This is a genomic window from Pseudomonas sp. MPFS, from assembly GCF_022537035.1.
GTDB classification, from domain to species: domain Bacteria; phylum Pseudomonadota; class Gammaproteobacteria; order Pseudomonadales; family Pseudomonadaceae; genus Aquipseudomonas; species Aquipseudomonas sessilinigenes.
On the sequence record NZ_CP066123.1, the window covers coordinates 6,631,505 to 6,657,973 of the forward strand.

Below are 26,469 nucleotides of genomic sequence, written 5' to 3' on the forward strand. Positions count from 1 at the left end.
GCAGAGCGGCTGCCAGCGCGGTCGCTTTTCGAGAGACCTCAACCAGTAGATCGCAGGGTAATAACAACAATGACCCCTAGCCTGACCGAAACACCCGCGCTGTCACGGCGCGGCCTGCTGAAAATCGGCCTGTGCGCCAGTGCTTTCCTGGCCACCGCCGGCCTGGGTGCCAGCCTCAGTGGCTGCTCCGCCAGCACACCGGCCAACGGTTTCGCCATCTTGCGCAACAATGAACTGCCGTTTCTGAGGGCGTTGATCCCGGTGATGCTCGAAGGCGCCGTGGCAGCGGACAGGATGTCCACTGCCATCGACGCTACCCTGGTAAACCTGGACAACGCCCTCAACCATCTGTCGCCGGAAATGCTCAAGCTCACCCAGCAGCTGTTCGACGTGCTGGGCATGGCCGTGACCCGGGGGCCACTGACGGGGATCTGGGGCAGCTGGGAGAATGCCAGCGCAGACGATATCCGCAACTTCCTCAAGCGTTGGGAGAACAGCTACCTGTCGCTGCTGCGCATGGGCCACGCCTCGTTGCTGCAGCTGGTGATGATGGCCTGGTATACCCGCGCCGAATCCTGGGCGCACTGCGGCTACCCCGGGCCACCCAAGATCTGATCCAGCCAGCCGCCACCGGTCGCATCAGGGAGATGTGCGGCCCCAGTACCTTTGCGCCACGACCTCAATAATAAGAGAGCACCCGCTATGCCCGTACCTGATCTGTTCCGCGAAGGCCTGAACCGTGGCTGGAAAACCTACAACGGCTCGCAACTCGAGCAGGACCTGACGCTTGAAGCCGACGTCGCCATCGTCGGCAGCGGTGCGGGAGGCGGCACTACCGCCGAGATCCTCAGCGCCGCCGGCTACAAGGTGCTGCTGATCGAAGAGGGCCCGCTCAAGACCAGCGACGACTTCAAGATGCTCGAGGACCAGGCCTACACCAGCCTGTACCAGGAGGGCATCGGCCGCATGAGCAAGGACGGCGCCATTACCATTCTCCAGGGCCGTGCCGTCGGGGGCACCACCCTGATCAACTGGACCTCGAGCTTCCGCACTCCCGATCCGACCCTGGAGCACTGGGCCCGCGAGCACGGGGTCGTGGGCCACAGTTCGGCCGAGATGGCGCCCTGGTTCGAGAAGATGGAGCAACGCCTGGGCGTCGCGCCCTGGGCCATGCCGCCCAATGCCAACAACGATGTGATCCGCAAGGGCTGCGAAACCCTGGGCTACAGCTGGCACGTGATTCCGCGCAACGTGCGTGGTTGCTGGAACCTGGGCTATTGCGGCCTGGGCTGCCCGACCAACGCCAAGCAATCGATGCTGGTGACCACCATCCCCGCCACCTTGGAAAAAGGCGGAGAGCTGCTGTACCTGGCCCGTGCCGACCGCCTGCAGATCAGCGGCGACAAGATCACCAGCCTGCAATGCCAGGCCATGGACGAGCGCTGCGTGGCCCCTACCGGCCGCAAGATCACCGTCAAGGCCAAGCACTATGTGCTGGCCGGTGGCGGCATCAACAGCCCGGCCCTGCTGCTGCGTTCCGATGCGCCGGACCCGCACTCGCGGCTGGGCAAGCGCACCTTCCTGCACCTGGTGAACTTCTCCGCTGGACAGTTCGACGAGGTGATCAATCCGTTCTATGGCGCGCCGCAGTCGATCTATTCCGACCATTTCCAGTGGCAGGACGGCACCACCGGCAAGATGTCCTACAAGCTCGAGGTACCGCCTCTGCAACCGGCCCTGGCCAGCACCCTGCTGGGCGGCTTCGGCCCCCAGAGCGGCCTGACCATGGAGCAACTGCCGCACACCCACGCCATGCTGGCGCTGCTGCGGGACGGCTTTCATCCCGATAGCACCGGCGGCAACGTCGAACTGCGCGGTGATGGCAGCCCGGTGCTCGACTACCAGGTCTCGCCCTACGCCTGGGACGGCCTGCGCCGGGCCTTCCATAGCATGGCGGAGATCCAGTTCGCCGGTGGCGCCAAGGCCGTCAAGCCGCTGCACAGCGACGCACGCTTCGCCAAGACCCTGGCCGAGGTCCGCACCCAGATCGACGGGCTGGACCTGGCCCTGTACCGCACACGCCTGGGCAGTGCCCACGTGATGGGCGGCTGTGCCATGGGCGAGGACCCGAAAACCGCAGTCACCGACAGCCAGGGTCGCCATCACCAGCTGCGCAACCTGTCGGTCCACGACGGCTCGCTGTTTCCCACCAGCATCGGCGCCAACCCGCAACTGTCGGTCTATGGCCTGACCGCACAACTGGCCACGGCCCTGGCGGAACGCTTGAAATCGGCGTGAAGGAACTCGGTATTCGTGGCGTCTATAGTGCTTTGTAAGCCAAAAGGCGACTTGGCCGACCGGAAAGGCTGCGATACCATCCGACTCCCCAACGGATTCCCGCCAGGACGACGCGATGAACCGAGTGCTGTACCCAGGTACCTTCGACCCTATTACCAAGGGCCACGGCGATCTGGTCGAACGCGCCTCGCGGCTGTTCGACCACGTCATCATCGCTGTTGCGGCCAGCCCCAAGAAAAACCCGCTCTTCCCCCTGGAACAGCGCGTGGAGCTGGCGCGAGAGGTGACCAAGCATCTGCCCAACGTCGAAGTCGTCGGCTTCTCGACACTACTGGCGCATTTCGCCAAGGAGCAGAACGCCAATGTCTTCCTGCGCGGCCTGCGGGCGGTTTCGGACTTCGAATATGAGTTCCAGCTGGCCAACATGAACCGGCAACTGGCCCCGGACGTGGAGAGCCTGTTCCTCACGCCGTCCGAGCGCTATTCGTTCATTTCCTCGACGCTGGTCCGTGAAATCGCAGCCTTGGGCGGTGACATCAGCAAGTTCGTCCATCCGGCCGTCGCCGAAGCCTTGACCCTGCGCTTCAAGAAGTAGAGCCCCGGGCCCCGCCAGGGGCCACGGCTCGCTGTCAGCCATCGCGCCCGCGTGCACTGTGGGCGCCAATACGGCACAATTGCGCGCATTCGTTTTTACATGCCCGGGCCTGCCGCCCAGGCCGGAGTACCCCATGTCCCTGATCATCACCGACGATTGCATCAACTGCGACGTCTGCGAACCCGAGTGCCCTAACGCGGCCATCTCCCAAGGCGAAGAAATCTACGTCATCGATCCGAATCTGTGCACCCAGTGCGTCGGCCACTATGACGAACCGCAGTGCCAGCAAGTGTGCCCGGTGGATTGCATTCCCCTGGACGAGGCCCGTCCGGAAACCGAAGAAGAGCTGATGGCCAAATACCGCAAGATCACCGGCAAGGCCTGATCTGTTTGGGGCCATGGCGGCCCCGGTGTTTGCCAAGGCACGACTGGATGGATATTGCCAGGTGAAGCAGGAATCAGCTCTGGCAGCGTGGGCAGTAGACGCTGGCGCGCTGGCCCAGCTTGATTTCCCGCAATCCCGTACCGCAGACCTTGCAGTGCTCCCCACCCCGCCCGTAGACGAACAGTTCCTGCTGGAAGTAGCCGGGCTGGCCATCGCCGCCGATAAAGTCGCGCAAGGTGGTGCCACCCTGCAAGATCGCCGCCGCCAGGATCCGCTTGATCTCGATCGCCAGCTTCAAGTAGCGCGCCCGGGAAATGCCCTTGGCCTCGCGACGTGGGTCGATGCCTGCGGCGAACAGCGCCTCGGTGGCGTAGATGTTGCCCACCCCCACCACCACGGCGTTGTCCATGATGAACGGCTTGACTGCCATGGAGCGCCCACGGGACAGCTGGAACAGGCGTTCGCCGTCGAACAGGTCGGTCAGTGGCTCCGGGCCCAGCCGCGCCAGCAGCTCGTGGTTCAACGGATCGAGGCTCCAGAGCATGGCGCCAAAGCGCCGCGGATCGGTGTAGCGCAGCGCCAGGCCCGACTCCAGCTCGATATCCACGTGTTCATGCTTGGCCGCCGGCAGGCCGACTTCCACCAGACGCAGGTTGCCCGACATGCCCAAGTGGCTGATCAGGGTCCCGACCTCGGCATTGATCAGCAGGTACTTGGCCCGTCGGTCCACCTGGACGATACGCTGTCCGGACAGGCGCACGTCCAGGTCCTCAGGGATCGGCCAGCGCAGGCGCCGGTCACGCACGATCACCCGGCTGACCTTCTGGCCCTCCAGGTGCGGCGCGATCCCGCGGCGGGTGGTCTCTACCTCCGGTAATTCCGGCATCAGTGGGCGCCCAGTTCGCGCACGGTTTCCTTGAGGTTCTCGAAGTCGTAATCCGACAGGCCGACATAATCGAGAATCAGGTGGCCGATGCTGTTCCACTCGTGGTCTTCGACCTGGTTGCCCAGGACCCGGTGCGAAGCGCAGATGTGCTCGGCCATCTTCAGGATCGCCAGCAGGTTCTTCAGCTGGCTGTTGCGCGAGGACTCATCGCTGAAGATCGCCAGGGCGTTGTGATGGTTGGCAATGGCGTTGGTCACGTGTTCCGGCAGGCGCCAGGACTTGGCCGTGTAGTAGCCCACCACCGCATGATTGGTATTGAAGGCACGGTTCTCGGTATCCACCACCCGACGCTCGGGGCCGGCGCTGCCGTAGGCTTCTTCCAGTACCGTCATGTAGTCGGGGAAGCGCTTGAGCATCAGTGGCACGCCGCAATCGTGGAACAGGCCCAGCGCATAGGCCTCGTCCACGGCCTGGGCGCCGGTGCGCTTGGCCAGGGTCAGGCAAGTCATGGCCACGTCCTGGGCGGTGTCCCAGAAGCGGTTGAGGGTGACGATGGTTTCATCGCTCATCTCGCCCTTGATCGACTGCGCGTTGATCAGGTTGATGATCGAGCGGCTGCCCAAGAGGTTAACCGCGCGCTGGATCGAGGCGATCTTGTTGCTCAGGCCGTAGTACGGCGAATTGACGATCTTCAGCAGCGCGCCGGACAGCCCCGGGTCCTGGGATATCAGCTTGGCGATCACCTCCAGATCGGGATCGGGCATGTACTGCTCCATCTGCAGATCCACCATGATCTGCGGCTGGGGCGGCACGCTGATGCCTTGCAGGGCCTGTTGAATCTGTTCGGCTGATAGCTCTTGGGACATAAGTACACACTCTGGGTCAGGCGGCGATTCTACCCCCTATCTCGGCAATGATGGGCAAACCCGCAGGAACTTTACCTTGCACATTTAGCCGCAGGTCCAATGGCCCTCACCGAATGCGTCCGAAGGGGTATAATCGCGCCCTTTTTTCCGGAGCGACGTCATGTCCCTGCCAAGCCTGCGCCTCAAAGCCAACGCCGACCGCCGCCTGCGCGCCGGCCACCTGTGGGTCTACAGCAACGAGATCGATGTAGCCGCCACTCCTCTGCATGGCTTCAAGGCAGGCGACCAGGCGCTGCTGGAAGCCGCCGGTGGCAAGCCCCTGGGCATCGTGGCCATGAGCCCCAACAACCTGATCTGCGCCCGCCTGCTGTCGCGCGATGTACGGTTGGCCCTGGACAAGTCGCTGCTGGTCCATCGCCTGAACGTGGCCCTGTCCCTGCGCGAGCGGCTGTTCGACAAACCCTTCTACCGCCTGGTGTACGGCGATTCCGACCTGCTGCCGGGCCTGGTGGTGGATCGCTTCGGCGACATTCTCGTGGTGCAACTGGCCTCGGCCACCATGGAGCGTCACAAGGACGACGTGATCGCCGCCCTGGTCCAGGTGCTCAAGCCCAGCGGCATCCTGTTCAAGAACGATTCCGCCGCCCGTGACGCCGAGGGCCTGGAGCGCTACGTCGACACGGTGTTCGGCGTGGTGCCGGAGTGGGTCGCCCTGGAAGAGAACGGCGTGAAGTTCGAAGCCCCGGTGATGGAAGGCCAGAAGACCGGCTGGTTCTACGACCACCGCATGAACCGCGCGCGCCTGGCGCCCTACGCCAAGGGCAAGCGCGTGCTGGACCTGTTCAGCTACATCGGTGGCTGGGGCGTGCAGGCTGGCGCATTCGGCGCCAGTGAAGTGTTCTGCGTCGATGCCTCGGGCTTTGCCCTGGACGGCGTGGAGCGCAACGCCGCGCTGAACGGCATCGCCGACAAGCTCACCTGCATCGAAGGCGATGTGTTCGAGGCCCTCAAGGAGCTCAAGGCCGCCGAAGAGCGTTTCGACGTGATCGTTGCCGACCCACCCGCCTTCATCAAGCGCAAGAAGGACCTGAAGAACGGCGAAGGCGCCTATCGCCGCCTCAACGAACAGGCCATGCGCCTGTTGACCAAGGACGGCATCCTGGTCAGCGCCTCGTGCTCGATGCACCTGCCCGAGGACGACCTGCAGAACATCCTGCTCACCAGCGCCCGCCACCTGGACCGCAATATCCAGTTCCTGGAGCGCGGCGGCCAGGGCCCGGACCACCCGGTGCATCCGGCCATCCCGGAGACTCGCTACATCAAGAGCATCACCTGCCGCCTGCTGCCCAACAGCTAAGGCCGCCGGCCGGCCCTTGCCCCGGGAAACGGCCAGCCGATAGCGTTTGACTTTGCAGGGCCGCGACTCGATCCTCGGAACCACCTCAAGGATCGAGTTCGCCGCCCCATGGACCACGCTGCCAAACCTGCGCAAAAGACCCCGGCCATCATCCTGCTCATGACCATGACGCTGCTAGGCGTCTTCCCCCTGGACGTCATCCTGCCCTCCTTCCCTGCCCTGGCCGAACGCTTCCAGACGTCGAGCGCCGATATCGCGCTGTCCGTCAGCCTGTTCGCCATCGGCCTGTCCTTTTCCCTTTTGGTGGTCGGGCCGCTGTCCGACTCCCTGGGCCGCAAGAAGCTGCTGCTGGCGGGCATGAGCGTGGCGATCGCCGGCGCCGCTGGTTGCATCATGGCCAGTGAATATCCGTGGTTCCTGTTCTTCAGGGTGATCCAGGCCATTGGCTGCGGCTGTTTTGTCCTGTCCCAGGCGCTGGTGCAGGACCTGTTCGTGGGCAAGGAGCAGGAGCGCCTGCGCATCGCCCTGGTCACCGCCAGCGGCATCTTCATTTCCTTCTCGCCACTCTTGGGCACCTGGTTGCAGGAGCAACTGGGCTGGCAAGGCAGCTTCGAGGTCTTCATCGCCATCGGCCTGCTGGTGATCCTCAAGGCCTGCCTGCTGCTGGAGAACACTTCGGGCACCGCGTCATCCCGGCACAGGAACATTCTCGCCGCCTACTGGCTGGTCTGCTCGGAGCCGCGATTCGTGGGTTACTGGCTGATCTCGGCCCTGGCCTTTGCCTGCCATTTCTCGTTCATCGTCATCTCGCCGATCATCTTCATGGAGCAGTTGCAGCTCTCGCCCTACCAATACGCCCTGGCGCTGTTGATGTACGGCGCGGCCTATGTGCTGGGCGGTTTTGCCGCGGGAGTGATGAATCGGCACATGCAGGCCAGCACCCAGATCATCACCGGACTGTTGCTGATCGCCCTGTCCGGCCTACTGATGCTGTTTCTGCTGCAATCGAGCATGAGTGCGATCACGGTGCTCCTGCCAATGATCGTCTGCACCGCCGGCACAACCATCACCCGGCCGGTCGCCACGTCCCGGGCCATGGGCCTGTTCCCGCAGAACGCGGGGACCTCGGCTTCGGCCGGCAACATGATCATCTTTACCTGTGGCGGCCTGATCAGTGCGTTCATCAATCTGAGCGCCAGCAACCTGATCATGGCCCTGGGCTTGTGCTTCCTGGTATTGAGCGCAAGCGCCCTGACCCTGAACAGCCTGGTCAATCGGCACAATCAGCGGGCCTGCGCCTGAATCCCCTGGCCCGCCACGAGTGGCCGAGAAACAGCGCAACCGAGAACGCCAGGGGCGGACCGGTGAAGAAGGCCAGTGACAGGAGCCCATCCTTGAAAGGGTCCAGGTGCCGATAGGCAAGCCACGCCTTGAACAGCCTTTGGACCAGCCAGGGCCACGGCAGCGCCAGTAGCAGCCACAGGCCGTTATCGAGCAGCCGGCGTCCCAACCGGGGCCCGCCCTGCGCCAGGGTGGCGCCCAGGAGCGCGATCAGCAGCAAGGCAGCACCGACGCCATAGACCACCAGCATGGTCGAAGGCAGTGCCAGGCATGCGAGCGCCAGTGCCGCCGCAACCAGGCCCACCAGCAGCACGGCGACCCCGCTGCGCAACCGGCGCCATTGCTCGCCCTGAAGCTGCAGCGTCGTGCCGCCCGCCAACAGGACAGCGGCCAGCACCGCCATGGCGCTAAAGGTCCAGCCGCTATGGAGAAGCAGCCACATCAGCAAGCCTCCCTGCAACACGCCAACAGCCAGGTACAACTTCACGGATCGAAAGGGGGCAGGCATTCCAGTTCCATTGGAGGCAGATCGAAGGAACGCGAGTCTAAAGCAATCCTTCGGCCCAGGTGACCTAGGGAGCAATCGATATCGCACCGTGGCCTCGGCATTCCTTCCTGACGCCAGCGGTGTAGAATCGCCAGATTCATCGCCAGTCATCCCCCGGCGGGTTTATGAGCTCAGGCTGAGTCTCGCGGCGATCCCGCGGTGTCATCGGCAGCTTCGGACACACGGCCATTTCTGAGTGTTCCCGAGGTCAATAGAAGCTCACTCCCCATTTGTCACCTGATTAGCCGCCCGGAGTGCTCCATGCCTGATTACCGCTCGAAAACGTCCACCCACGGCCGCAACATGGCCGGCGCCCGCGCCCTGTGGCGCGCCACGGGGATGAAAGATGCCGACTTCAAGAAGCCGATCATCGCCATTGCCAACTCCTTCACCCAGTTCGTCCCGGGGCACGTGCACCTGAAGGACCTGGGCCAGCTGGTCGCCCGCGAGATCGAACGCGCCGGTGGCGTGGCCAAGGAATTCAATACCATCGCCGTGGACGACGGCATCGCCATGGGCCATGACGGCATGCTGTACTCGCTGCCCAGCCGCGAGATCATCGCCGACTCCGTGGAGTACATGGTCAACGCCCACTGCGCCGATGCCATCGTCTGCATCTCCAACTGCGACAAGATCACCCCCGGCATGCTGATGGCCGCCCTGCGCCTGAACATCCCAGTGATCTTCGTGTCCGGCGGGCCGATGGAAGCCGGCAAGACCAAGCTCGCCTCCCACGGCCTGGACCTGGTGGACGCCATGGTCATCGCCGCCGACTCCAGCGCTTCTGACGAGAAGGTCGCGGAGTACGAGCGCAGCGCCTGCCCGACCTGCGGTTCGTGCTCCGGCATGTTCACCGCCAACTCCATGAACTGCCTGACCGAGGCCCTCGGCCTCGCCCTGCCAGGCAACGGTTCGACCCTGGCCACCCACAGCGACCGCGAACAGCTGTTCCTGCAGGCCGGACGCACCATCGTCGAGCTGTGCCAGCGTTACTACGGTGAGAACGACGAATCCGTGCTGCCGCGCAACATCGCCAACTTCAAGGCATTCGAGAACGCAATGATGCTCGACATCGCCATGGGCGGTTCGACCAACACCATCCTGCACTTGCTGGCTGCCGCCCAGGAAGCCGAGATCGATTTCGACCTGCGCGACATCGACCGTCTCTCGCGCAGCGTGCCGCAACTGTGCAAGGTCGCGCCGAACATCCAGAAGTACCACATGGAAGACGTGCACCGTGCCGGCGGCATCTTCAGCATCCTCGGTTCGCTGGCCCGTGGCGGCCTGCTGCACACCGACCTGCCGACCGTGCACAGCCGCAGCATGGAGGAAGCCATCGCCAAGTGGGACATCACCCAGACCACCGATGAAGCGGTGCACCACTTCTTCAAGGCAGGCCCTGCCGGCATCCCGACCCAGACGGCGTTCAGCCAGTCGACCCGTTGGGAAACCCTGGACGACGACCGTGAAAACGGCTGCATCCGCAGTTTCGAACACGCTTACTCGAAAGAAGGCGGCCTGGCCGTGCTGTACGGCAACATCGCCCTGGACGGCTGCGTGGTGAAGACCGCCGGCGTCGACGAGTCGATCCACGTGTTCGAAGGCAATGCCAAGATCTTCGAAAGCCAGGACAGCGCGGTACGCGGCATCCTCGCCGACGAGGTGAAGGAAGGCGATATCGTGATCATCCGCTACGAAGGTCCCAAGGGCGGCCCTGGCATGCAGGAGATGCTGTATCCGACCTCCTACCTGAAGTCCAAGGGCCTGGGCAAAGCCTGCGCCCTGCTCACCGACGGCCGCTTCTCTGGCGGCACCTCGGGCCTGTCCATCGGCCATGCTTCGCCGGAAGCTGCCGCTGGCGGCGCCATCGGCCTGGTACAGGACGGCGACAAGGTGCTGATCGACATCCCCAACCGCTCGATCAACCTGCTGGTCAGCGACGAGGAGCTGGCTGCCCGCCGTGTCGAACAGGACAAGAAAGGCTGGAAACCTGCGGAAGTTCGCCCACGCAAGGTGACCACCGCCCTGAAGGCCTATGCCCTGCTGGCCACCAGCGCCGACAAGGGTGCGGTCCGCAACAAGGCCCTGCTCGACAGCCTGTGATCGCCACCGGCAAATGAAAATGCCCCGCCATGTGCGGGGCATTTTTTTACCTTGCGCCAGTGCAGGCTCAGGGCATGCGCTCGCCCAGCTGCGCGCGCAGGAAGCGATACAACCCGTCGGCGCTCTTGCGATAGCCGTCGGCGGTCAGGTGGACCAGGTCGTTGCGTGCCAGGTCGCTGGCCTGCCAACGACTGATGGAGCAATCGCCGCCCATGAACGCCTGCCAGTCCCAGAACAGCATGCGGCTGTTTTTCGCCACGTCCTTCTGAATCTGGATGATCTGGCGCAGTGGCTGAGGTTGCGAGGCTGCACAGCTACCGGCATTGCGGCGCTTGATGGAGTCCGGCGGGCCGACCAGCAGGATCACCGTCTTGGGCAGGTTCTTGCGCAACAGCGCGACCTTCTCCTGCAACTGGCTGCGATACAACTGCAGATCGATATCGTCATCGAAGGCCTCGTTGGTGCCATAGGCCAGCACCACCATGTCCGGGCGCAGGGCCTTGAGGGCCTCCAGCCAGCCGGGCTGCCACTTGTCCAGCACATCCAGGCGCGCACCGTTGATACCCAGGGCGGAATAGATCACCCCGGCGCTCTTCTGTCCGAGAATGTTCCAGCCACCCAGGGCCAGGCCCTGGCTGTTGGCCACATTCAGGTCCAGGGGCAGGGTCAGGTTGTTGAACGGAGGGCTCATGCGCCATTGCCCGCCAGTGGCAGCCAGCATGCGGCTGCTCTTGTTGAGGTTGTCCCGGGCGGTCAGGGTATTGTTGCTGGCCGCCTGGTACAGCGCAGAGATGCGGTATTGCTGGTTGCTCGCCTCGCGCTCGGCGATGTGCACCCGGGCACCCGGGGTCATCGGCAGCGACAGGTAGCCACCCAGGGGAAACTGCGTGCTCTGCTGGTTGCGCGCCGACACCAGCGACCACTGGCGCTTGGCGGCGCTCAAGATCACGCGCTCGTAGCGGGTCCCGGGTACCGGCGTGGCCGCTACGAAGCCAATGCCGCCATCACCATATTGTGCCTGCAGCAGGCGTCGCATCTCACCGCTGAACAGGTCGGCCGCGGTATGCGAGTCGCCCAGTTGCACGATGCTGATCGGCGTACGGTTGGAAGTACTGAACTTGCGCGCCAGCAGTGCCAGGTTCGGGTCACTGCCGGCGGTCACGACCTTCTTCTGGCTCGGGCCAGACTTGGCCAGCGCCGAGGCAGGAGTGGCCTGGACCTCGGTGGTCGGGCTGCAACTGCTCAGCAAGGTGATGCCCAGCAACAGCGCAATACCTTGCAGTCGCCCCATATCAATGCTCCGTTAATTGTTGACTGGGAAAATTGATCATCGAGATCACACGCTCAGCGATCAGCTTCTGCCCAGTGGGTGTGAAGTGAATACCGTCATCGACCCGGGTCTTGACCTTCTGGCCATCGGCGGTGGTGCGGTAGTAGGAAAACTCGTCGTTGCGGTAGCCGAGAATCTCGTTGGCCGAAACGAAGTGCTGGTGGTACTGCTCGATCTGGCTCTTGTACAGATCGCTCAGGTAAGCCATTGCCGTAGACAGCTTGGCTTTCTCCATGTTCGGCGGGCCGACCCAAATCACCTGCACATTATGCGCCTGGGCGGTGTCGAGGATCGAATCGATGCGCTGGCGATAGGTCTGTTCCCAGTCCGGCGTCCTGAAACGCAGGAATGGCTTGCCCTTGACCACAGGCATGTCCCAGGGATCGTTGGGCCCCAGGAAAATCACCATCAGGCGGATATTGGGATTGCCGGCCAGGGTGTTCTCGACGGTCTTGGGCCAGTTGAAGAAGCTCGGGTAGGCAAGGCCGGTACTCTGCTTGCTCAGGTTCAGGCTCTTGACGTTGTAGCGCTTGCGCAAGGTGTTGGCCATGTGAGGCGCCACGCCTTGCATCAACGAGTCCCCGACGAAGAACACTTCGTCGCCGCTGCCGAGGCTGGCCATTAGCGGCGCCGTCACCGGTTGCCCGGGCTCGGCCATATGCCTGGCCGCAGGCGCCGCGACCACCGGCTGCGCAGCCGCGACGGCCAGTTGCGGCGGACTCGGGTGAGCGCTGGTCACCGGAGCCTGGTGCGCCGGAGCAGGCGGCGTGACGACTGGCGCGACTGGCTCGGGCTCTACCTCCACAGCGGCCTGGGCCTGGGCTACCAGGTTCACCTCGCCCTGCACGGCAAAACTGTCGACGAAGGCCACCCGAGCGTTTTCCAGGGCCTGGTTGAGCTGCGCGCCAAAGCGCCACTGCGGATTCTGTGACAAGCCTGGAATCTCACAGGCTTCATGGTATTTCTGCTGGCAGTAGAGACGGATCGACTGCTGGTTGAACCACACCAGCAGCACGCTGGTCACCACCAGGGCATAGAGCACCTTGGCCGCACTGCCAAAGCCTTTCGACAGGGACGAACGGTTAGAAACTGGCATAGATGAACCCCGGCACGCCCGACGGTGAGGCGAAAATGACCACGCAGATAAACAGCCCCAACGGCACTGGATACAGCAGCCATGGCAAGCGGGTGGCCGCATCGAACAGGCGGCGCAGCAGCGCTACGATCCGCGGGTAGAAGGCCACGAACAGCAGGCAGCCCACCAGCGACAAGGCACTGCCGGCCAACCCCGCCAGGGACAGGCCGCCCAGGCCACCAAGCATGTCCAGGGCATCGGGCAGGGTCGCGCAGCGGAAGAAGATCCAGGCCAGCGCCACATAGTGGAAGGTCAGCAGGCGAGCCAGCAGGTCGGACCGGACCCAGGCCGGGCCCCGCGCCAGCAATGGGCTGCACAGTTTGTACAGCGCCAGGCCGACGCCATGCAGTGCCCCCCAGATAATGAAGTTGGCACTGGCGCCATGCCACAGGCCGGAGATCAGCATGGCCAGCAGCATGTTCAGGTTGCCGCGCCAGACCGGGCCACGGTTGCCTCCCAGCGGGATGTACACATAGTCGCGGATGAAGGTCGACAGACTGATGTGCCAACGCCCCCAGAATTCCTTGAGGTTGCGCGCCGCATAGGGGTAGTTGAAGTTCTCAGGCAGGCGGAACCCCAGCAGCAGGGCGATACCGGTCACCAGGTCGGTATAGCCGCTGAAGTTGAAATAGATCAGGAACGAGTAACCATAGACCGCCCGCAGGATCTGCTCGGCGGAATAGGCCACGGGGCTTTCGAATACCGGGTCGACCCATTCGTTGGCCAACCACGAGCTGAGGAAGAACAGCTTGACCACCGCCACCGCGATCAGGCCCAGCGCCCGTTGCGGCTCCAGCACCTGGCGCAGCTGTGGCGGGTTGATCTGCCCCAGCATTGGCACCGCCCGATTGACCGGGCCGGCTACCAGGCTGGGGAAAAAGGCCAGGTACAGCGCCAGGTCGAAGGGCGAGCCAGGCGTCAGCTCGCGCCGGTTGATCGACACCAGGTAGCTGACCGAGTGGAAGGCATAGAACGACAACCCCACGGGCAGCAGCACCTCCAGCAACGGCAGGGATACTTCCACGCCGAACTGGGCGAAGACGCCCTGCACGCTACTGGTGAAGAAATCCTGGTACTTGAACAGGTAGAAGGCTCCCAGCACCAGCAACAACATCAATCCGTTGACCCAGCCGCGTCCAGGGTAACGCTGGCTGAGCAGGCCCAGCAGGTACACCAGGGCGGTATAGCCCAGCAGGATATAGAGGAAGTTCGGGCTGAAGCTGGCCAGGATGGCGTAGCTGGCGGCCAGCAGCAGGACGTTCTGCAAGCGCAGACTGAAGCCCAGGCTCCAGTACAGCATGAAGAACAGGATGAAGCAGAGGCCGAATTCGATCGAGAGATAGCTCACAACGTAGTCCATTACGTGCAGACGGGGGCTAACCCGGCACAGGGAGAGCAGGCGGGAGAGTACAAACGGGCGCGATTATGGCAGAGGGGCTTTGCCTGTCACAAGTTGAAACACTCGCCCTTCCAGGGCTCTGCGGCCCTGGCGGCAGTGCGGATGGGCCGCGGGAGAAAGCGCCGGTGAAAACCTTTCTCCCCGGCGCACAGCGCCTTACTGGATATCTTCGGGCTTGACGATCACCCAGTTCTTGTCGGCAGTCACCGCCAGCCCTTCCTTGGCCTGGGCCGCGGCATGCTTGGCAATCATGCCGTTGAGCTGGGTCATGTACTTGTCCTTGCGATTGACCCACAGGTGGATGCCGCCCTTGGCCACGTCCACATCGTGGAACAGCATGTAGCCATCGCTGGTGGGGGTATCGCCGCCTACCAGCACCGGCTTCTTCCATTCATCGATGTAGGTCATGATCGCCGCGTGCTTGCCGGCCATCCAGGTAGCCGGAGTCCACAGGTAGGGCGTCAGCTCCAGGCCCAGGTTGGCCTTCTCGTCATACTTGCCCTCGGCGATCTGCTTGCGGGCGGTGGTCAGGGCGCCGGTCTTGCGGTCCTTGAGCAGGGTAGTGACGCCGATGACGTTCTGCGGCTTGACGTTGTAGCCGTACTTGGGGTCCGCGGCGACCATGCGCACCAGCTCCTCGGAAGCGGCGGTCATCACGTAGACCTCGATGCCGTTCTCCATCAGCTTGTTGTACAGCTCGGCCTGGCCAGTGAAGACCTTGGGCGGGTTGACCTCGATGGTCTTGACCACATCGCCGTCGTAGTAGGTGCTCGATACCGGCTTGCCGGAGGCCATCAATTCGTCCACATGGCCCTTGAGTTCCTTGAGGGTGAAACCTGCAAATACCTGGGCGACCCAGGGGTAGCAGACCATGTCGTCGATCTCGCAGAGCCGGTAGTAGTAGCTGAACAGGCTCTCCTTGTGCTCGGCGGTGTCCTTGAACGGGATCAGCTTCAGCGACGGGTCGAGGGTGTCGCGGGTGATCAGGCCCTTGTTTTCCAGGTAGGGCAGCAAGGACTCTTCCAGGTCGTAGCGGTAACTGGTGTTGTCCATGTCGAACACCGCGTAGTTACCCTTGTTGGCGTTGGCTGCGATCATCGCCTCCAACTGCTTGGCCTGTTCTTGCGGCCAGTGTTTCAACTCGGTGGCGAAAACCTGGCCGGCGAGGCCCAAGCAAAGGGCGGCGGCGAGCAGTTTGGGTGCGAATTTCATCGGCGATTTCTCCCTGGGTGAAAGTCATCGACGCTAACAAATCCTTGTGACAGTTCTCGTCTGTGCGCGACTTTTCGTGTCCCATGAGCGCCAACCCCATGTGCTATAGCGTCACCGGCTTATTCCAAAAACGACGGTCGACATGCGATATCGTTATTAATTCAATAGATTTCAAGCTGTTAGGCTTGCCGGTTCGCAATCGCCCCGAGCCGCGATTGGCACATGTTTACCGGAGCCCCAATGAATCTGCCGCTGATCCTCAACCTGCTGGTGTTCCTGGCCCTGCTGCTGGGCCTGGCACAAACCCGCCACACCACCTGGAGCCTGGCCAAGAAGGTCCTGCTGGCACTGGTGCTGGGCGTGGTGTTCGGTATCGCCCTGCACAGCATCTACGGTGCCGGCAACCCGGTCCTCAAGGCCTCCATCGGCTGGTTCGACCTGGTGGGCAACGGCTACGTGCAATTGCTGCAAATGATCGTGATCCCGCTGGTGTTCGCCTCGATCCTCAGCGCCGTGGCCCGCCTGCACAATGCCTCGTCCCTGGGCAAGATCAGCTTCCTGACCATCGGCACCCTGCTGTTCACCACGGCCATCGCGGCCCTGATCGGCATCGGCCTGACCAACCTGTTCGGCCTGAGCGCCGAAGGGCTGGTGGCCGGCACCCAGGAACTGGCTCGCCTGCAAGTGATCCAGAGCGACTACGCCGGCAAGGTCGCCGACCTCAACGTGCCGCAATTGCTGCTGTCGTTCATCCCGCAGAACCCCTTCGCCGACCTGGCCCGGGCCAAGCCGACCTCGATCATCAGCGTGGTGATCTTCGCCGCGTTCCTGGGCGTTGCAGCATTGCAACTGTTCAAGGACGACGCTGATAAAGGCCAGAAGGTGCTCAATGCCATCGACACCCTGCAAGCCTGGGTGATGCGCCTGGTGCGCCTGGTGATGAAGCTCACGCCCTACGGCGTGCTGGCCTTGATGACCAAGGTGGTGGCGGGCTCCAACCTGCAGGACATCATCAAGCTGGGCAGCTTCGTGGTGGTGTCGTATATCGGCCTGGGCCTGATGTTCGTGGTCCACGGCCTGCTGGTCGCCCTGGCCGGGATCAACCCGCTACGCTTCTTCCGCAAGGTCTGGCCGGTGCTGACCTTCGCCTTCACCAGCCGCTCCAGCGCCGCGAGCATTCCCCTGAGCATCGAGGCGCAGACCCGGCGCCTGGGCATCCCGCAGTCCATCGCCAGCTTCGCTGCTTCGTTCGGCGCCACCATCGGCCAGAACGGCTGCGCCGGCCTGTATCCGGCCATGCTGGCAGTGATGGTCGCCCCGACTGTAGGCATCAACCCGCTGGACCCGCTGTGGATCGCCACCCTGGTGGCCATCGTGACCTTGAGTTCGGCCGGTGTGGCCGGCGTCGGCGGCGGCGCGACCTTCGCCGCGCTGATCGTACTGCCGGCCATGGGCCTGCCGGTATCCCTGGTGGCCCTGCTGATCTCGGTGGAGCCGCTGATCGACATGGGACGTACCGCGCTGAACGTCAGCGGCTCGATGACCGCCGGCGCCATCACCAGCCAGGCGATGGGACAGACCGACAAGGCCCTGCTGGACGCCGACGAGCACGAAGACCTGGCCCACGCCTGACGGCTCCGTGTAGCCGCTGCCGCAGGCTGCGCATGGCCCGCTGGGCCACGGGGACATCGAAATCGCTGAAGGTCCTGCGGACCTTTACGCGGCCTCGCAGGCTCGGCAGCGGCTTGTATCTCGACTATCGCGTTTACACACGCGATAGTTCTCGACTGATCATCGAGGAAGAGGAATGAAGCCGGGCAGCGGCTAAGGCCTTGAGCCTGCACTGTAGATTGAGCTCCTCCTCTTCAACCTCACTCGCTAAGTCCGAACGGTATCCTGAGCCCTGCATCGCACGGTAGCTCGCATCAACAAGGCTGAGACCGAGTGATGGATGATCCTCAACCCGCGCATACGAGGAAGAGAATATGTCTAACGTCATCGGGATCGATATCGCCAAGAACACATTCGATGTCGCCACGCCTCTGCCCAACGGCAAGTACCGCACACGCGGCAAGATTCCCAACAATGCCGAGGGCTTCGCCCAGCTCGACCAGTGGCTCAAGTTGCATGCGCAGCCCGACGCCAGGGTCGTCATGGAAGCCACCAGCGTTTATCACGAAGCCCTGGCAGAGCACCTGTACCACCAGGGTTACGAAGTCATCGTGGTCAACCCAGCCCGGGTCCATTACTTCAAGAAAAGCGAAGGAATCAACTACAAGACCGACAAGGTGGACGCCAAGTTGCTGGCCGCCTTTGCCCAGGCCAAGCACGAGTCACCCTTGACGCCCTGGGCGCCGGAGCCTGTGGCGATCCGCCGGCTACGGGTCCTGCTGCGACGCCTGGACGACCTGCAGGAGATGCTGCAGATGGAACGTAATCGCCAGGAAGTGGCGGATACGGTGGTTCAGGAATCGATCCAGTCGCACATCAGCCACATCGAAAAAGACATCGTCCAGACCCGCCAGATGATCAAGCAGCATGTCGACGATGATCCCGACTTGCGGGGCAAACGGGATCTGCTGTTGAGCATCGACGGTATCGGCGAGAAGACCGCGTCAGTGATCCTGGCCGAACTGGGCGATCTCAAGGAGTTTCGTAGCGCCCGGGCCGTAGTCTCGTTTGCGGGGTTGAATCCGCAGTTGGCCGAATCCGGCAAATTCAAGGGCCGCACGCTGATCAGCAAGGCTGGTTCGGGGCGTATCCGCCGAGCGTTGTACCTACCCAGCATCACCGCCATGAACATGAGTGAGCCCCTCATGGCGATGAAAGAGCGGCTGCGCGCCAAGGGTAAAGCGGGCAAACAGATCGTCTGTGCGGTGATGCGCAAGATGCTGCACATCGTATTTGGCGTGCTGAAATCGGGCCATCCTTATGACCCGAAATTGGCGCTTGCCCGGTAACGGGCAAGACGGTATCTACAACTCAGGCTCGTTCCCAGACTTCGAAGCTGTAGGCCGGCTTGTCGCCTTCCGCCGGGTTGGGCAGGTCGGACACCCGCTTCCAGCGCTGTTCATCGAACTCTGGGAACCACGCATCCCCTTGCGGGCTCAAGGCCACTCGCGTCAGGTACAGGCGATCCGCCTGTTCCAGGCCCTGGGTGTAGAGCTGCGCGCCACCAATCAGCATCAGCTCGCTGGCGCCCTGTTCCAGGGCCCATTGCTCGGCACGCGCCACCGCAGCTTCCAGCGACGGGTACACCTCGGCACCTTCGAGCGCCAGATCGGTCTGACGACTGACCACGATGTTCAATCGCCCGGGCAACGGCCGGCCAAGGGAGTCCCAGGTCTTGCGCCCCATGATGATCGGCTTGCCCAGGGTCGTGGCCTTGAAGTACTTGAAATCCCCCGGCAGGTGCCAGGGCATGCTGTTGTCGATGCCGATCACGCGGTTTTCAGCGAGTGCCGCGATCAGGCTCAGAGGGAGTGATTTTTTCATGCCGGCGAGCATACCAGAGGGCCGGGGATCTGTTCCCGCCCCACGGCGAATCCCGGCGATCTAACCCGACCAACGCTGCAGCAGTTATGCTCAGCGCACTCTTGAGCGATGGAATGACGCGTGACTGCAATGACTCCCCTGCAACGACTGTGGCTGACCGAAACCGTGCGCCTGCGCGAGGAACACGCCGGCCCCCTGGATGACCAGGAAGCCAACCGCGTGGCCCGGCAACAGGGTGGCGACCTGGCCAGCCGGATCCAGGCCCGGGCCCTGTGGCTGGCCCGGCGCGACGGCTTGGACAGCGCGCTGCTGCACTGGTGGCAAGGGGCACGCCTGGCCTTCCTGGTCCTGGCGGTGCTGGCGGTCCTCAGCGGGGCCGGCCTGGCTTTCAGCGCCCTGGGCAACACCCGGGAGCCGGTGAATGTGTTCTGGGCCCTGGGCAGCCTGCTGGGGATCAACCTGCTCCTGCTGCTGGGCTGGCTGGCCGGGTTGCTGCTGTTCGGCGGCCACGATTCCGGGCTGGGCCGCCTGTGGCTGTGGCTCAGTGAAAAATGCTCGCGCGATGCCAAGGCCGCCCAGTTGCCGCCGGCGTTGCTGCTCCTGCTGCAACGCCACAAGCTCAACCGCTGGGCCCTGGGCACCCTGGTCCACGGCCTGTGGCTGCTGGCCCTGCTCAGCGCCATGAGCATGCTGCTGGCGCAACTGATTACCCATCGCTACGACTTCGTCTGGGAGAGCACCCTGCTGGGGGCCGACGCCTTCGTCTCGATCACCAACTTCCTGAGTGCCGGCCCTCGGGCCCTGGGCTTCGGCGTACCGACCGTGGAAATGATCCAGGCCAGTACCCGGGACGTCTACAACACCGAACTGGTGCGCCAGTCCTGGGCGGTGTGGCTGGTGGCGTCGCTGGTGATCTACGGCGTGCTGCCGCGCCTGGTGCTGATGCTGCTTTGCCGCTGGCGCTGGGTCCACGGCCGGGCCCGCCTGCAACTGGACCTCAAGCTGCCCGGTTACGCCCAGCTGCGCGAGCGCCTGATGCCCAGCAGCGAACGCCTGGGGGTCAACGACCTGGCGCCAGAACACCTGCATCAGATCGCCGGCGGCAGCAGCAGCCTGGACAGCAGCGGTGCCTTGCTGGTGGCCATCGAATTGGACGACCAACGCACCTGGCCGCCGCAGTTGCCCGAAGCGGTCAAGGACGCCGGGATCCTCGACAACCGCGAATCGCGCCACCGCCTGCTGGAGCAGATGAGCCGCTTCCCCCCTGCCCGCCTGCTGATCGCCTGCGACCCTCGGCGCTCCCCCGACCGCGGTAGCCTGGGGTTGATCGCCGAACTGGCCCGCAATGCCGGCGCCACCCGCATCTGGTTGCTGCAGGCCCCAGCCGGCCAGGCCCTGGACGCCGATCGCCTGGGCGACTGGCACGCCGCCCTGGAGCGACTGCAACTGCCGTTCGCCGACTGCGCGCCCTTCAACTGGCTGGAGACCGGCCATGACTGATACCCGCACCCGGCCGCTGACACTGGCGGTGGTCGGCCACACCAACGTCGGCAAGACCTCGCTGCTGCGCACCCTGACCCGGGATGTGGAGTTTGGCGAAGTATCCCATCGCCCCAGCACCACTCGCCATGTGGAAGGCGCGCGGCTGTCGGTGGATGGCCAGCCGCTGCTGGAGCTCTATGACACCCCGGGCCTGGAAGACGCCATCGCCCTGCTGGACTACCTGGAACGCTTGGAGCGTCCCGGCGAGCGCCTGGATGGCCCGGCGCGCCTGGCCCGCTTTCTCGATGGCAGCGAGGCGCGCCAGCGCTTCGAGCAGGAAGCCAAGGTCCTGCGCCAGCTGCTGGCCTCGGATGCCGGGCTCTATGTGATCGATGCCCGGGAACCGGTCCTGGCCAAGTATCGCGACGAACTGGAAGTGCTGGCCGGCTGCGGCAAACCGCTGTTGCCGGTGCTGAACTTCGTCAGCAGCGCCACCCAGCGCGAAGCTGACTGGCGCGAAGCCCTGGCCCGCCTGGGGCTGCACGCCCTGGTGCGGTTTGACAGCGTGGCCCCGCCGGAAGACGGCGAACGGCGCTTGTACGAAAGCCTCGGGCTGTTGCTCGAACAGGCCCGCCCGGCGCTGCAGCGGTTGATCGACGACCAGCAGGCCCAGCGCCTGGCACGCCGCCACAGCGCAGCACGGCTGATCGCCGAGCTGCTGGTGGATTGCGCGGCATGCCGGCGCAGCGTGGCCAGCGACGCCGAGCAGGAGCGCCAGGCCGTCGCCACCCTGCGCCAGGACGTACGCCAGCGCGAGCAGCGCTGCGTCGAGGCTTTGCTCAAGCTGTACGCCTTCCGCCCCCAGGACGCCTGCGCCAGCGACCTGCCATTGCTGGACGGGCGCTGGGGCGATGACTTGTTCAATCCTGAAACCCTCAAGCAGCTGGGTGTCCGGGTCGGGAGTGGGATCGCCGCTGGCGCGGCGGCCGGGGCCGGAGTGGACCTGCTGGTGGGTGGCCTGACCCTGGGCGCGGCGGCCATCGCCGGGGCCATCGCCGGCGGCGCCCTGCAAACCGCCCGCAGCTACGGCAACCGCCTGCTGGGCAAGTTCAAGGGCCAGCGCGAACTGACCGTGGACGATAGCGTGCTACGCCTGCTGGCCCTGCGTCAGAAACAGCTGGTGCAGGCCCTGGACCTGCGCGGGCACGCAGCGCTGGAGAGCATCCAACTGGCCACCCCCGAGGATAAAAGCTGGCGCGAGGGCAAGCTGCCGCAAGCCCTGGACAAAGCCCGGGCCCACCCGCAGTGGTCGTCCCTCAACCCCGGCAAGCGCCTGGAGCAGGCCGAACGCCAGGAGCAGATCGAAATCCTGGCCCAGGACCTGTAATCCTGCGTGTAACCGCTGCCGCAGGCTGCGCATGGCCCGCAGGGCCACGGCGGCGGCAAGATCGCTGAAGGCCTGGCGGCCTTGTCGCAGGCTCGACAGCGGCTACAGGGGTTGCAGCAGGGCTGCGGCCTTGTCCTTGAGGATCTGCAGGTCCATCACCGGCACCCACTGCTGCTTGGCCTGTTCGTCCCACTGGCGCAGGCGCAGGCTCAGCGCACACAGCGGGTCCTGCTCGAATGCCGTGGCTTCCTCGGCCGTCATCACCCCGCCCTGGTACTCCAGGGTGCGGCGACTGGCCTCGCTCAGGCGCTGGAAATACCCCGGCTCCTTGAAGGTCAGGTAGCGCTTGGCCTGCACGTGGTACTCCACCAGTTTCGCCATACGCTCGCTGAAACCGGCCCGGCGCAGGTAGTCGGCCCCCAGCCGTTCATGGCTGACCACGCCAAAACCGCCCATGTTCTCGGCATCTTGCTGGCAGATATGCCCGATATCGTGGAAGAACGCCGCCAGTACCACTTCATCGTCGTGCCCTTCGGCCAAGGCCAGCTGCGCGGCCTGGGACATATGCTCGATCTGTGAGATTGGCTCGCCGATGTAGTCATGGTCGCCAAAACGCTCGTACAGGCCGAAGACCTCGGCGATCGCCCGTTCGCGGTCCATCAGGCTTCCTCCAGCAACTGGGCGATGTTGCGCTCGGCCAGCGCCGGGCCGACGCTCATGCCGACGCCGGTGTGCATCAACGCCGCATGCACCCCGGGCATCGCTTGCAGGAATGAAAACGGCCCCGGCCCACGGGCGCCATAGACACCCTGCCAACGCTCCACCACCTGGACCTTGCAGCCCAGGGTCTGTTCGGCCAGCTCCAGCAGCCAGCTGTCCACCTGTTCGCTGTTGAAAGGCGACGGATCGCTGCCGTAGTCATGGGAATCGCCGATGATCAGCTCGCCATAAGGCGTCGGGCTGATCAGCAGGTGGATACCGTGCTCATGCAGATGCGCAGCCTCGCGCAGGATCTGCGCCTGTACCGCCTGTGCCTCGGGCAGGTCAGCGAAGGCGCCGTAGTGCACGCAACTCAGGCCGGTGAGCAGGGCATGCTGAAGGTTCAGGTTGACCTGGGGCCGGGCGCGCAACATTTGCAGGCGGCAGATCTGCGGCTGCAGGGCGGCGATCTGTTCGGCCAGCAGGGTCTGGTAGTCGTGCCCCGAGCACAGCAGGATGCGCGGTGCCTGGAAGGTCCCGGCGGTGCTGCGCAGCAGGCCTGGCTCGATATCGCGCACCAGGGTCGAAAAGTGGAACTGCACGCCCAAATCCCGGCGCAGGTAGTCGATCAGCATCGGCAGTGCTTCGCGCGAATACAGCTGCTGGTCGTCCAGACCGTGCAAGGCAGCGCGGTGATGACGGAACTGGCCGCCGTACAAATCGTTGAGCGCCGCCCCCTGCAACAGTTCGACCCGATAGCCATGCTCCCGCGCGCGCCCGGCGCAAAAGGCTTCCAGCAGTTGCTCCTCGGCCTCCGTACGGGCGAACAGGTAGGAACCATTGCGCTTGAGCTGCAGCCCGGCCAGTTGCTGCCAGTCGGCCCAGATCTCACGGCTGGCCCTGGCCAGATCCAGCATGGTGCCCGGCGGCTGGCCGGTCACCAGGGCCTGGCCGAAGTTGCGCACCGACGCCCCCTGGGGCGTCGCGCTGCGCTCGAATACGTGCACCCGCAAACCGCGCTTGGCCGCCGCATAGGCGTGGGACAGGCCCAGGATGCCGGCGCCGACGATCAGCAGATCGCTGTGGTTGGTCATGTTCATGTCTCGTTGGTTATGGCGAGGGAGCAAGCTCCCCCGCCACGGCAAGTACCTGTCGTTATTGCGCGGCGACCTTCTCCGACTTGCCGTCATAACGCTTGCGCCACTCGGCGAGGATCTCGTCGCGGTTCTTCGAGGCCCAAGTGAAGTCGTTCTTGATCAAACGCTGCTCGTAGTCCGCTGGCAGTTCGGTCTGCGGCCTGGCGATACCCGGCTGGGCCAATACGGCAAAGTTTTCCTTGTACAGCTCCATGGCCGCTGGGCTGGCAGAGAAGTCGGCAAGTTTCTTGGCCGCTTCCTCGTGGGCGGTACCCTTGATCACCGCAGTCGCCTCGATTTCCCAGCCCAGGCCTTCCTTGGGCAGCACGATGTCCAGCGGTGCCCCTTTGCGCTTGAGCTGCACGGCCGGGTACTCGAAGGAAATGCCGATGGGGAACTCGCCGGCGGCGGCCAGCTTGCACGGCTTGGAGCCGGAGTGGACGTACTGGCCAATGTTCTGGTGCAGGTCATCCATGTATTTCCAGCCCTGCCTCTCGCCGAAGGTCTGCAACCAGGCACTGACATCGAGGAAACCGGTGCCCGAGGAGGCCGGGTTGGGCATGACGATCTTGCCCTTGTACTCAGGCTTGGTCAGGTCTTGCCAGCTCACCGGCTTGCTCAAGCCTTGTTTCTTGGCTTCCACAGTGTTGAAACAGATGGTGGCGGCCCACACGTCCATGCCGACCCAGGCCGGTGGATTGGCGGCATCGCGGTAGTTGCCGCCAATCTTGTCCAGATCCTTGGGCGCATAGTTCTGCAGCATCTTCTGCTGATTCAGGATCGCCAGGCTGGATGCTGCCAGCCCCCAGACGGCATCAGCCTGTGGACGGTCCTTTTCCGCCAGCAGCTTGGCGGTGATGATCCCGGTTGAGTCACGCACCCACTTGATCTCGATATCCGGGTTGGCTTGTTCGAAGGCCTGCTTGTAGGTCTTCAATTGTTCAGCTTCGAGGGCGGTGTAGACCGTCAGCTCGGTCTTCGCAGCAAAGGCGTTCAGGCTGACAGCGCAGAGGACAGAAGCGGCAAGAGCCAAAGGCTTGAACATGGTGCGGTTCCTTGGTGAGTGCGGATCAGTGGGTGGTTGGGTGAATTCAATGACCGGGCGCCGTCTGGCGCCAGGCCTGGGAACGACGCAGCAGGCCGCGCGAAGCACCGGCCAGGAGCAGCGATACGCCGATCGAGGTGAACAGGATCAGGGTCGACATCGCCGCGGCGCCGCCGACGTTGCCGGCGTCGTCCATGTTCAGCACGGCGACGGCGGCCAGGATGGTGTCGGGGCTGTAGAGGAAGATCGCCGCCGAGACTGTGGTCATGGCCGAAACGAACAGGTAGCGCACGATGTCCAGCAGCGCCGGCAGGCAGATCGGCACCGTGACCCGCAGGTAGTGGCGGTACAGCGGCGCCTTGAGGGACAGCGCCGCCGCCTCGAACTCCGCGTCCAGCTGGCGCAGGGCGGTGGTGGCGGTCATCTGCGCGGTGGTCAGGTAGTGGGCGATGGTGCACACCACCAGCAGCGCCATGCTGCCGTAGAACACATGCAGCGGATTGCCGTTGAGATTAAAGAAGAAGACGTAGCCCAGGCCCAGCACCAGCCCGGGTACCGCCATGGGCACGAAGCTAAGCATGCGCAGGGCCAGGTTCAAGCCGCGCTGGCCGCTGGTTTTCTCCATCAGGTAGGCCCCGGTGAAGATCACCACGCTGCCGATCAGCGCCGTGCACAGGGCCATGGTCAGGCTGTTGCGATAGGCCAGCCAGCCGCCGCCGGCGGTTTCGTCGAACTGGTAGTGGTTCAGCGACAACGACAGGTTGTAGGGCCAGAACTTCACCAGCGATGAGTACACCGCCATGCCGAACACCAGCAGCAGCGCCGCGCAGATCAGCAGCACGATGACCAGGTAGCAGCCATCACGCAGCCGCGAGGGGGTCGGCTTGAACACCTGGGCCCGGCCGCTCATGGAGTCGCCATGGCGCCGGCGCAACCAGGCATCGACGCCGAAGCTCAACAGGGCCGGCACCAGCAGCACCATGCCGATCAGCGCACCACGGCCGAACTGTTGCTGCCCGACCACGGCCTTGTAGGCCTCCAGGGCCAGCACCTGGTAGTCCCCGCCCACCACCACCGGCACCCCGAAATCGGTGATGGTCAGGGTGAACACCAGGCAGAACGCGGCGAACACCGCTTGCCGCGTGGCCGGCCAGGTGATGCTGCGAAACGCCTTGGCCGGGCTCGCGCCCATGCTCGAGGCGGCATCGAACAGCCGCGCATCGGCCAGGGACAGCGCCGACAGCAGGATCATCAGGGCATGGGGAAAGGTGTAGATCACCTCGCCCAGGACGATGCCCCAGAAACCGTAGATGTTGTCGGCGAACAGCCCGCGCAGCAGGCCCTGGTTGCCGAACAGGTAGACCAGGGCGATGCCCGGCAGCATCGACGGCGCCATCAAGGGCAGCAGCGACAGGCCGCGCCAGATGCCCTTGCCGGGGATCAAGGTACGTTGCAGGGCGTAGGCGAACAGGTAGGCCAGGGGCACGACGATGGCGGCCACGCTCAGGGAGACTTTCAGGCTGTTGCCCAGCAGCCAGTGGAAGTTGGCGCTGGTCACCAGCTCGCGGGCGGCCAGCCAGCCACCGCCCTGCCCGGCCTCGGCACTGAAACCGCGCCAGAAGATCGCCAGCAGCGGCAGCAGCACCGCTACCCCCAGCAACACCAGCAGCAAAACCTTGCCACCGATGACAAACACTCGATCGCCGATCTCGGCCCGGGAAACCTGGCGCGCCCGTTTGGCGGGTAGCGGCAAGGACATTTCGACGGCCAT

General features: G+C 64.2%; 23 protein-coding genes. 11 read left to right on the forward strand and 12 right to left on the reverse strand.

All coding sequences use genetic code 11. The annotated features are described in order from the left end of the window. Positions 1–69: 69 nt before the first annotated feature. From I9018_RS30535 to I9018_RS30550, 4 genes are all read left to right on the forward strand, one after another. Positions 70–615 carry a twin-arginine translocation pathway signal protein gene (locus tag I9018_RS30535; RefSeq protein WP_124347164.1) on the forward strand — a complete coding sequence of 182 codons (546 nt, stop codon included), beginning with the start codon at positions 70–72 and terminating at the stop codon, positions 613–615. Positions 616–702: 87 nt separating this feature from the next. Beyond that, positions 703–2,298, forward strand: coding sequence for a GMC family oxidoreductase (locus I9018_RS30540; protein ID WP_241108240.1), 1,596 nt, complete (start codon positions 703–705; stop codon positions 2,296–2,298). 115 nt (positions 2,299–2,413) lie between these two features. After that, complete coding sequence (coaD, locus tag I9018_RS30545; protein WP_007953414.1) at positions 2,414–2,893, forward strand: pantetheine-phosphate adenylyltransferase; 480 nt, start codon at positions 2,414–2,416, stop codon at positions 2,891–2,893. 133 nt (positions 2,894–3,026) lie between these two features. Continuing rightward, entirely contained in the window at positions 3,027–3,278 is a 252-nt protein-coding gene (locus I9018_RS30550) for a YfhL family 4Fe-4S dicluster ferredoxin (protein WP_011064042.1), read from the forward strand. Between the two features lie 73 nt (positions 3,279–3,351). Here the strand turns inward: I9018_RS30550 and mutM are convergent, their stop codons facing one another. After that, positions 3,352–4,164 (reverse strand): bifunctional DNA-formamidopyrimidine glycosylase/DNA-(apurinic or apyrimidinic site) lyase, encoded by an 813-nt coding sequence (mutM, locus tag I9018_RS30555; RefSeq protein ID WP_068575458.1) that lies wholly within the window; start codon positions 4,162–4,164, stop codon positions 3,352–3,354. After that, positions 4,164–4,976, reverse strand: coding sequence for an HDOD domain-containing protein (locus I9018_RS30560; RefSeq protein ID WP_164487358.1), 813 nt, complete (start codon positions 4,974–4,976; stop codon positions 4,164–4,166). Before I9018_RS30560 ends, mutM begins: the two co-directional genes overlap by 1 nt. Positions 4,977–5,190: 214 nt before the next feature. Here I9018_RS30560 and I9018_RS30565 point away from each other — a divergent pair, with 214 nt between their 5' ends. Continuing rightward, complete coding sequence (locus I9018_RS30565) at positions 5,191–6,387, forward strand: class I SAM-dependent rRNA methyltransferase (protein ID WP_124347162.1); 1,197 nt, start codon at positions 5,191–5,193, stop codon at positions 6,385–6,387. A 108-nt stretch (positions 6,388–6,495) separates the two neighbouring features. Then, the gene (locus I9018_RS30570; RefSeq protein ID WP_068575455.1) at positions 6,496–7,689 is read left to right on the forward strand and encodes an MFS transporter; all 1,194 of its coding nucleotides are present in this window, start codon (positions 6,496–6,498) and stop codon (positions 7,687–7,689) included. On the opposite strand, the gene I9018_RS30575 is transcribed toward I9018_RS30570, so the two are convergent. Continuing rightward, positions 7,658–8,170: a hypothetical protein gene (locus I9018_RS30575; protein WP_241108241.1), complete on the reverse strand. Its 513-nt coding sequence runs from the start codon at positions 8,168–8,170 to the stop codon at positions 7,658–7,660. The two genes, I9018_RS30570 and I9018_RS30575, sit on opposite strands and share 32 nt — an antisense overlap. A 366-nt stretch (positions 8,171–8,536) precedes the next feature. Between I9018_RS30575 and ilvD the strand changes: the two genes are divergently transcribed. After that, the gene (gene ilvD / locus I9018_RS30580) at positions 8,537–10,378 is read left to right on the forward strand and encodes a dihydroxy-acid dehydratase (RefSeq protein WP_068575453.1); all 1,842 of its coding nucleotides are present in this window, start codon (positions 8,537–8,539) and stop codon (positions 10,376–10,378) included. 67 nt (positions 10,379–10,445) lie between these two features. Here the strand turns inward: ilvD and I9018_RS30585 are convergent, their stop codons facing one another. From I9018_RS30585 to I9018_RS30600, 4 genes are all read right to left on the reverse strand, one after another. Beyond that, positions 10,446–11,669: an SGNH/GDSL hydrolase family protein gene (locus I9018_RS30585; protein ID WP_241108242.1), complete on the reverse strand. Its 1,224-nt coding sequence runs from the start codon at positions 11,667–11,669 to the stop codon at positions 10,446–10,448. Between the two features lies 1 nt (position 11,670). Next, positions 11,671–12,804: an SGNH family hydrolase gene (locus tag I9018_RS30590; RefSeq protein WP_241108243.1), complete on the reverse strand. Its 1,134-nt coding sequence runs from the start codon at positions 12,802–12,804 to the stop codon at positions 11,671–11,673. Next, positions 12,791–14,191, reverse strand: coding sequence for an MBOAT family O-acyltransferase (locus I9018_RS30595; protein ID WP_241108244.1), 1,401 nt, complete (start codon positions 14,189–14,191; stop codon positions 12,791–12,793). Before I9018_RS30595 ends, I9018_RS30590 begins: the two co-directional genes overlap by 14 nt. A gap of 207 nt (positions 14,192–14,398) precedes the next feature. Then, a complete protein-coding gene (locus tag I9018_RS30600) occupies positions 14,399–15,454 on the reverse strand; it encodes a phosphorylcholine phosphatase (RefSeq protein ID WP_068575449.1) in 1,056 nt (351 codons plus the stop codon). A gap of 240 nt (positions 15,455–15,694) precedes the next feature. Here I9018_RS30600 and I9018_RS30605 point away from each other — a divergent pair, with 240 nt between their 5' ends. Continuing rightward, complete coding sequence (locus tag I9018_RS30605) at positions 15,695–17,086, forward strand: L-cystine transporter (RefSeq protein ID WP_022641662.1); 1,392 nt, start codon at positions 15,695–15,697, stop codon at positions 17,084–17,086. A 353-nt stretch (positions 17,087–17,439) separates the two neighbouring features. After that, entirely contained in the window at positions 17,440–18,414 is a 975-nt protein-coding gene (locus I9018_RS30610; RefSeq protein WP_241106977.1) for a transposase, read from the forward strand. A 22-nt stretch (positions 18,415–18,436) separates the two neighbouring features. On the opposite strand, the gene I9018_RS30615 is transcribed toward I9018_RS30610, so the two are convergent. Next, a complete protein-coding gene (locus I9018_RS30615; protein WP_241108245.1) occupies positions 18,437–18,949 on the reverse strand; it encodes a dihydrofolate reductase in 513 nt (170 codons plus the stop codon). A 120-nt stretch (positions 18,950–19,069) separates the two neighbouring features. Between I9018_RS30615 and I9018_RS30620 the strand changes: the two genes are divergently transcribed. Further along, positions 19,070–20,449 (forward strand): DUF2868 domain-containing protein, encoded by a 1,380-nt coding sequence (locus tag I9018_RS30620; RefSeq protein ID WP_124347158.1) that lies wholly within the window; start codon positions 19,070–19,072, stop codon positions 20,447–20,449. After that, positions 20,442–21,818, forward strand: a complete 1,377-nt coding sequence (locus I9018_RS30625) for a GTPase/DUF3482 domain-containing protein (protein ID WP_241108246.1) — start codon at positions 20,442–20,444, stop codon at positions 21,816–21,818. The genes I9018_RS30620 and I9018_RS30625 overlap by 8 nt, the downstream gene beginning before the upstream one ends. A 102-nt stretch (positions 21,819–21,920) precedes the next feature. Here I9018_RS30625 and I9018_RS30630 read toward each other — a convergent pair whose 3' ends face one another. From I9018_RS30630 to I9018_RS30645, 4 genes are all read right to left on the reverse strand, one after another. Then, entirely contained in the window at positions 21,921–22,478 is a 558-nt protein-coding gene (locus tag I9018_RS30630; protein ID WP_241108247.1) for a phosphonate degradation HD-domain oxygenase, read from the reverse strand. Beyond that, on the reverse strand, positions 22,478–23,611 hold the full coding sequence (locus tag I9018_RS30635) for a TIGR03364 family FAD-dependent oxidoreductase (protein ID WP_241108248.1): 1,134 nt from the start codon (positions 23,609–23,611) through the stop codon (positions 22,478–22,480). Before I9018_RS30635 ends, I9018_RS30630 begins: the two co-directional genes overlap by 1 nt. A 61-nt stretch (positions 23,612–23,672) precedes the next feature. Beyond that, positions 23,673–24,698, reverse strand: a complete 1,026-nt coding sequence (locus tag I9018_RS30640) for a putative 2-aminoethylphosphonate ABC transporter substrate-binding protein (RefSeq protein ID WP_068575444.1) — start codon at positions 24,696–24,698, stop codon at positions 23,673–23,675. A 46-nt stretch (positions 24,699–24,744) separates the two neighbouring features. Beyond that, positions 24,745–26,469 carry a putative 2-aminoethylphosphonate ABC transporter permease subunit gene (locus I9018_RS30645; protein ID WP_068575443.1) on the reverse strand — a complete coding sequence of 575 codons (1,725 nt, stop codon included), beginning with the start codon at positions 26,467–26,469 and terminating at the stop codon, positions 24,745–24,747.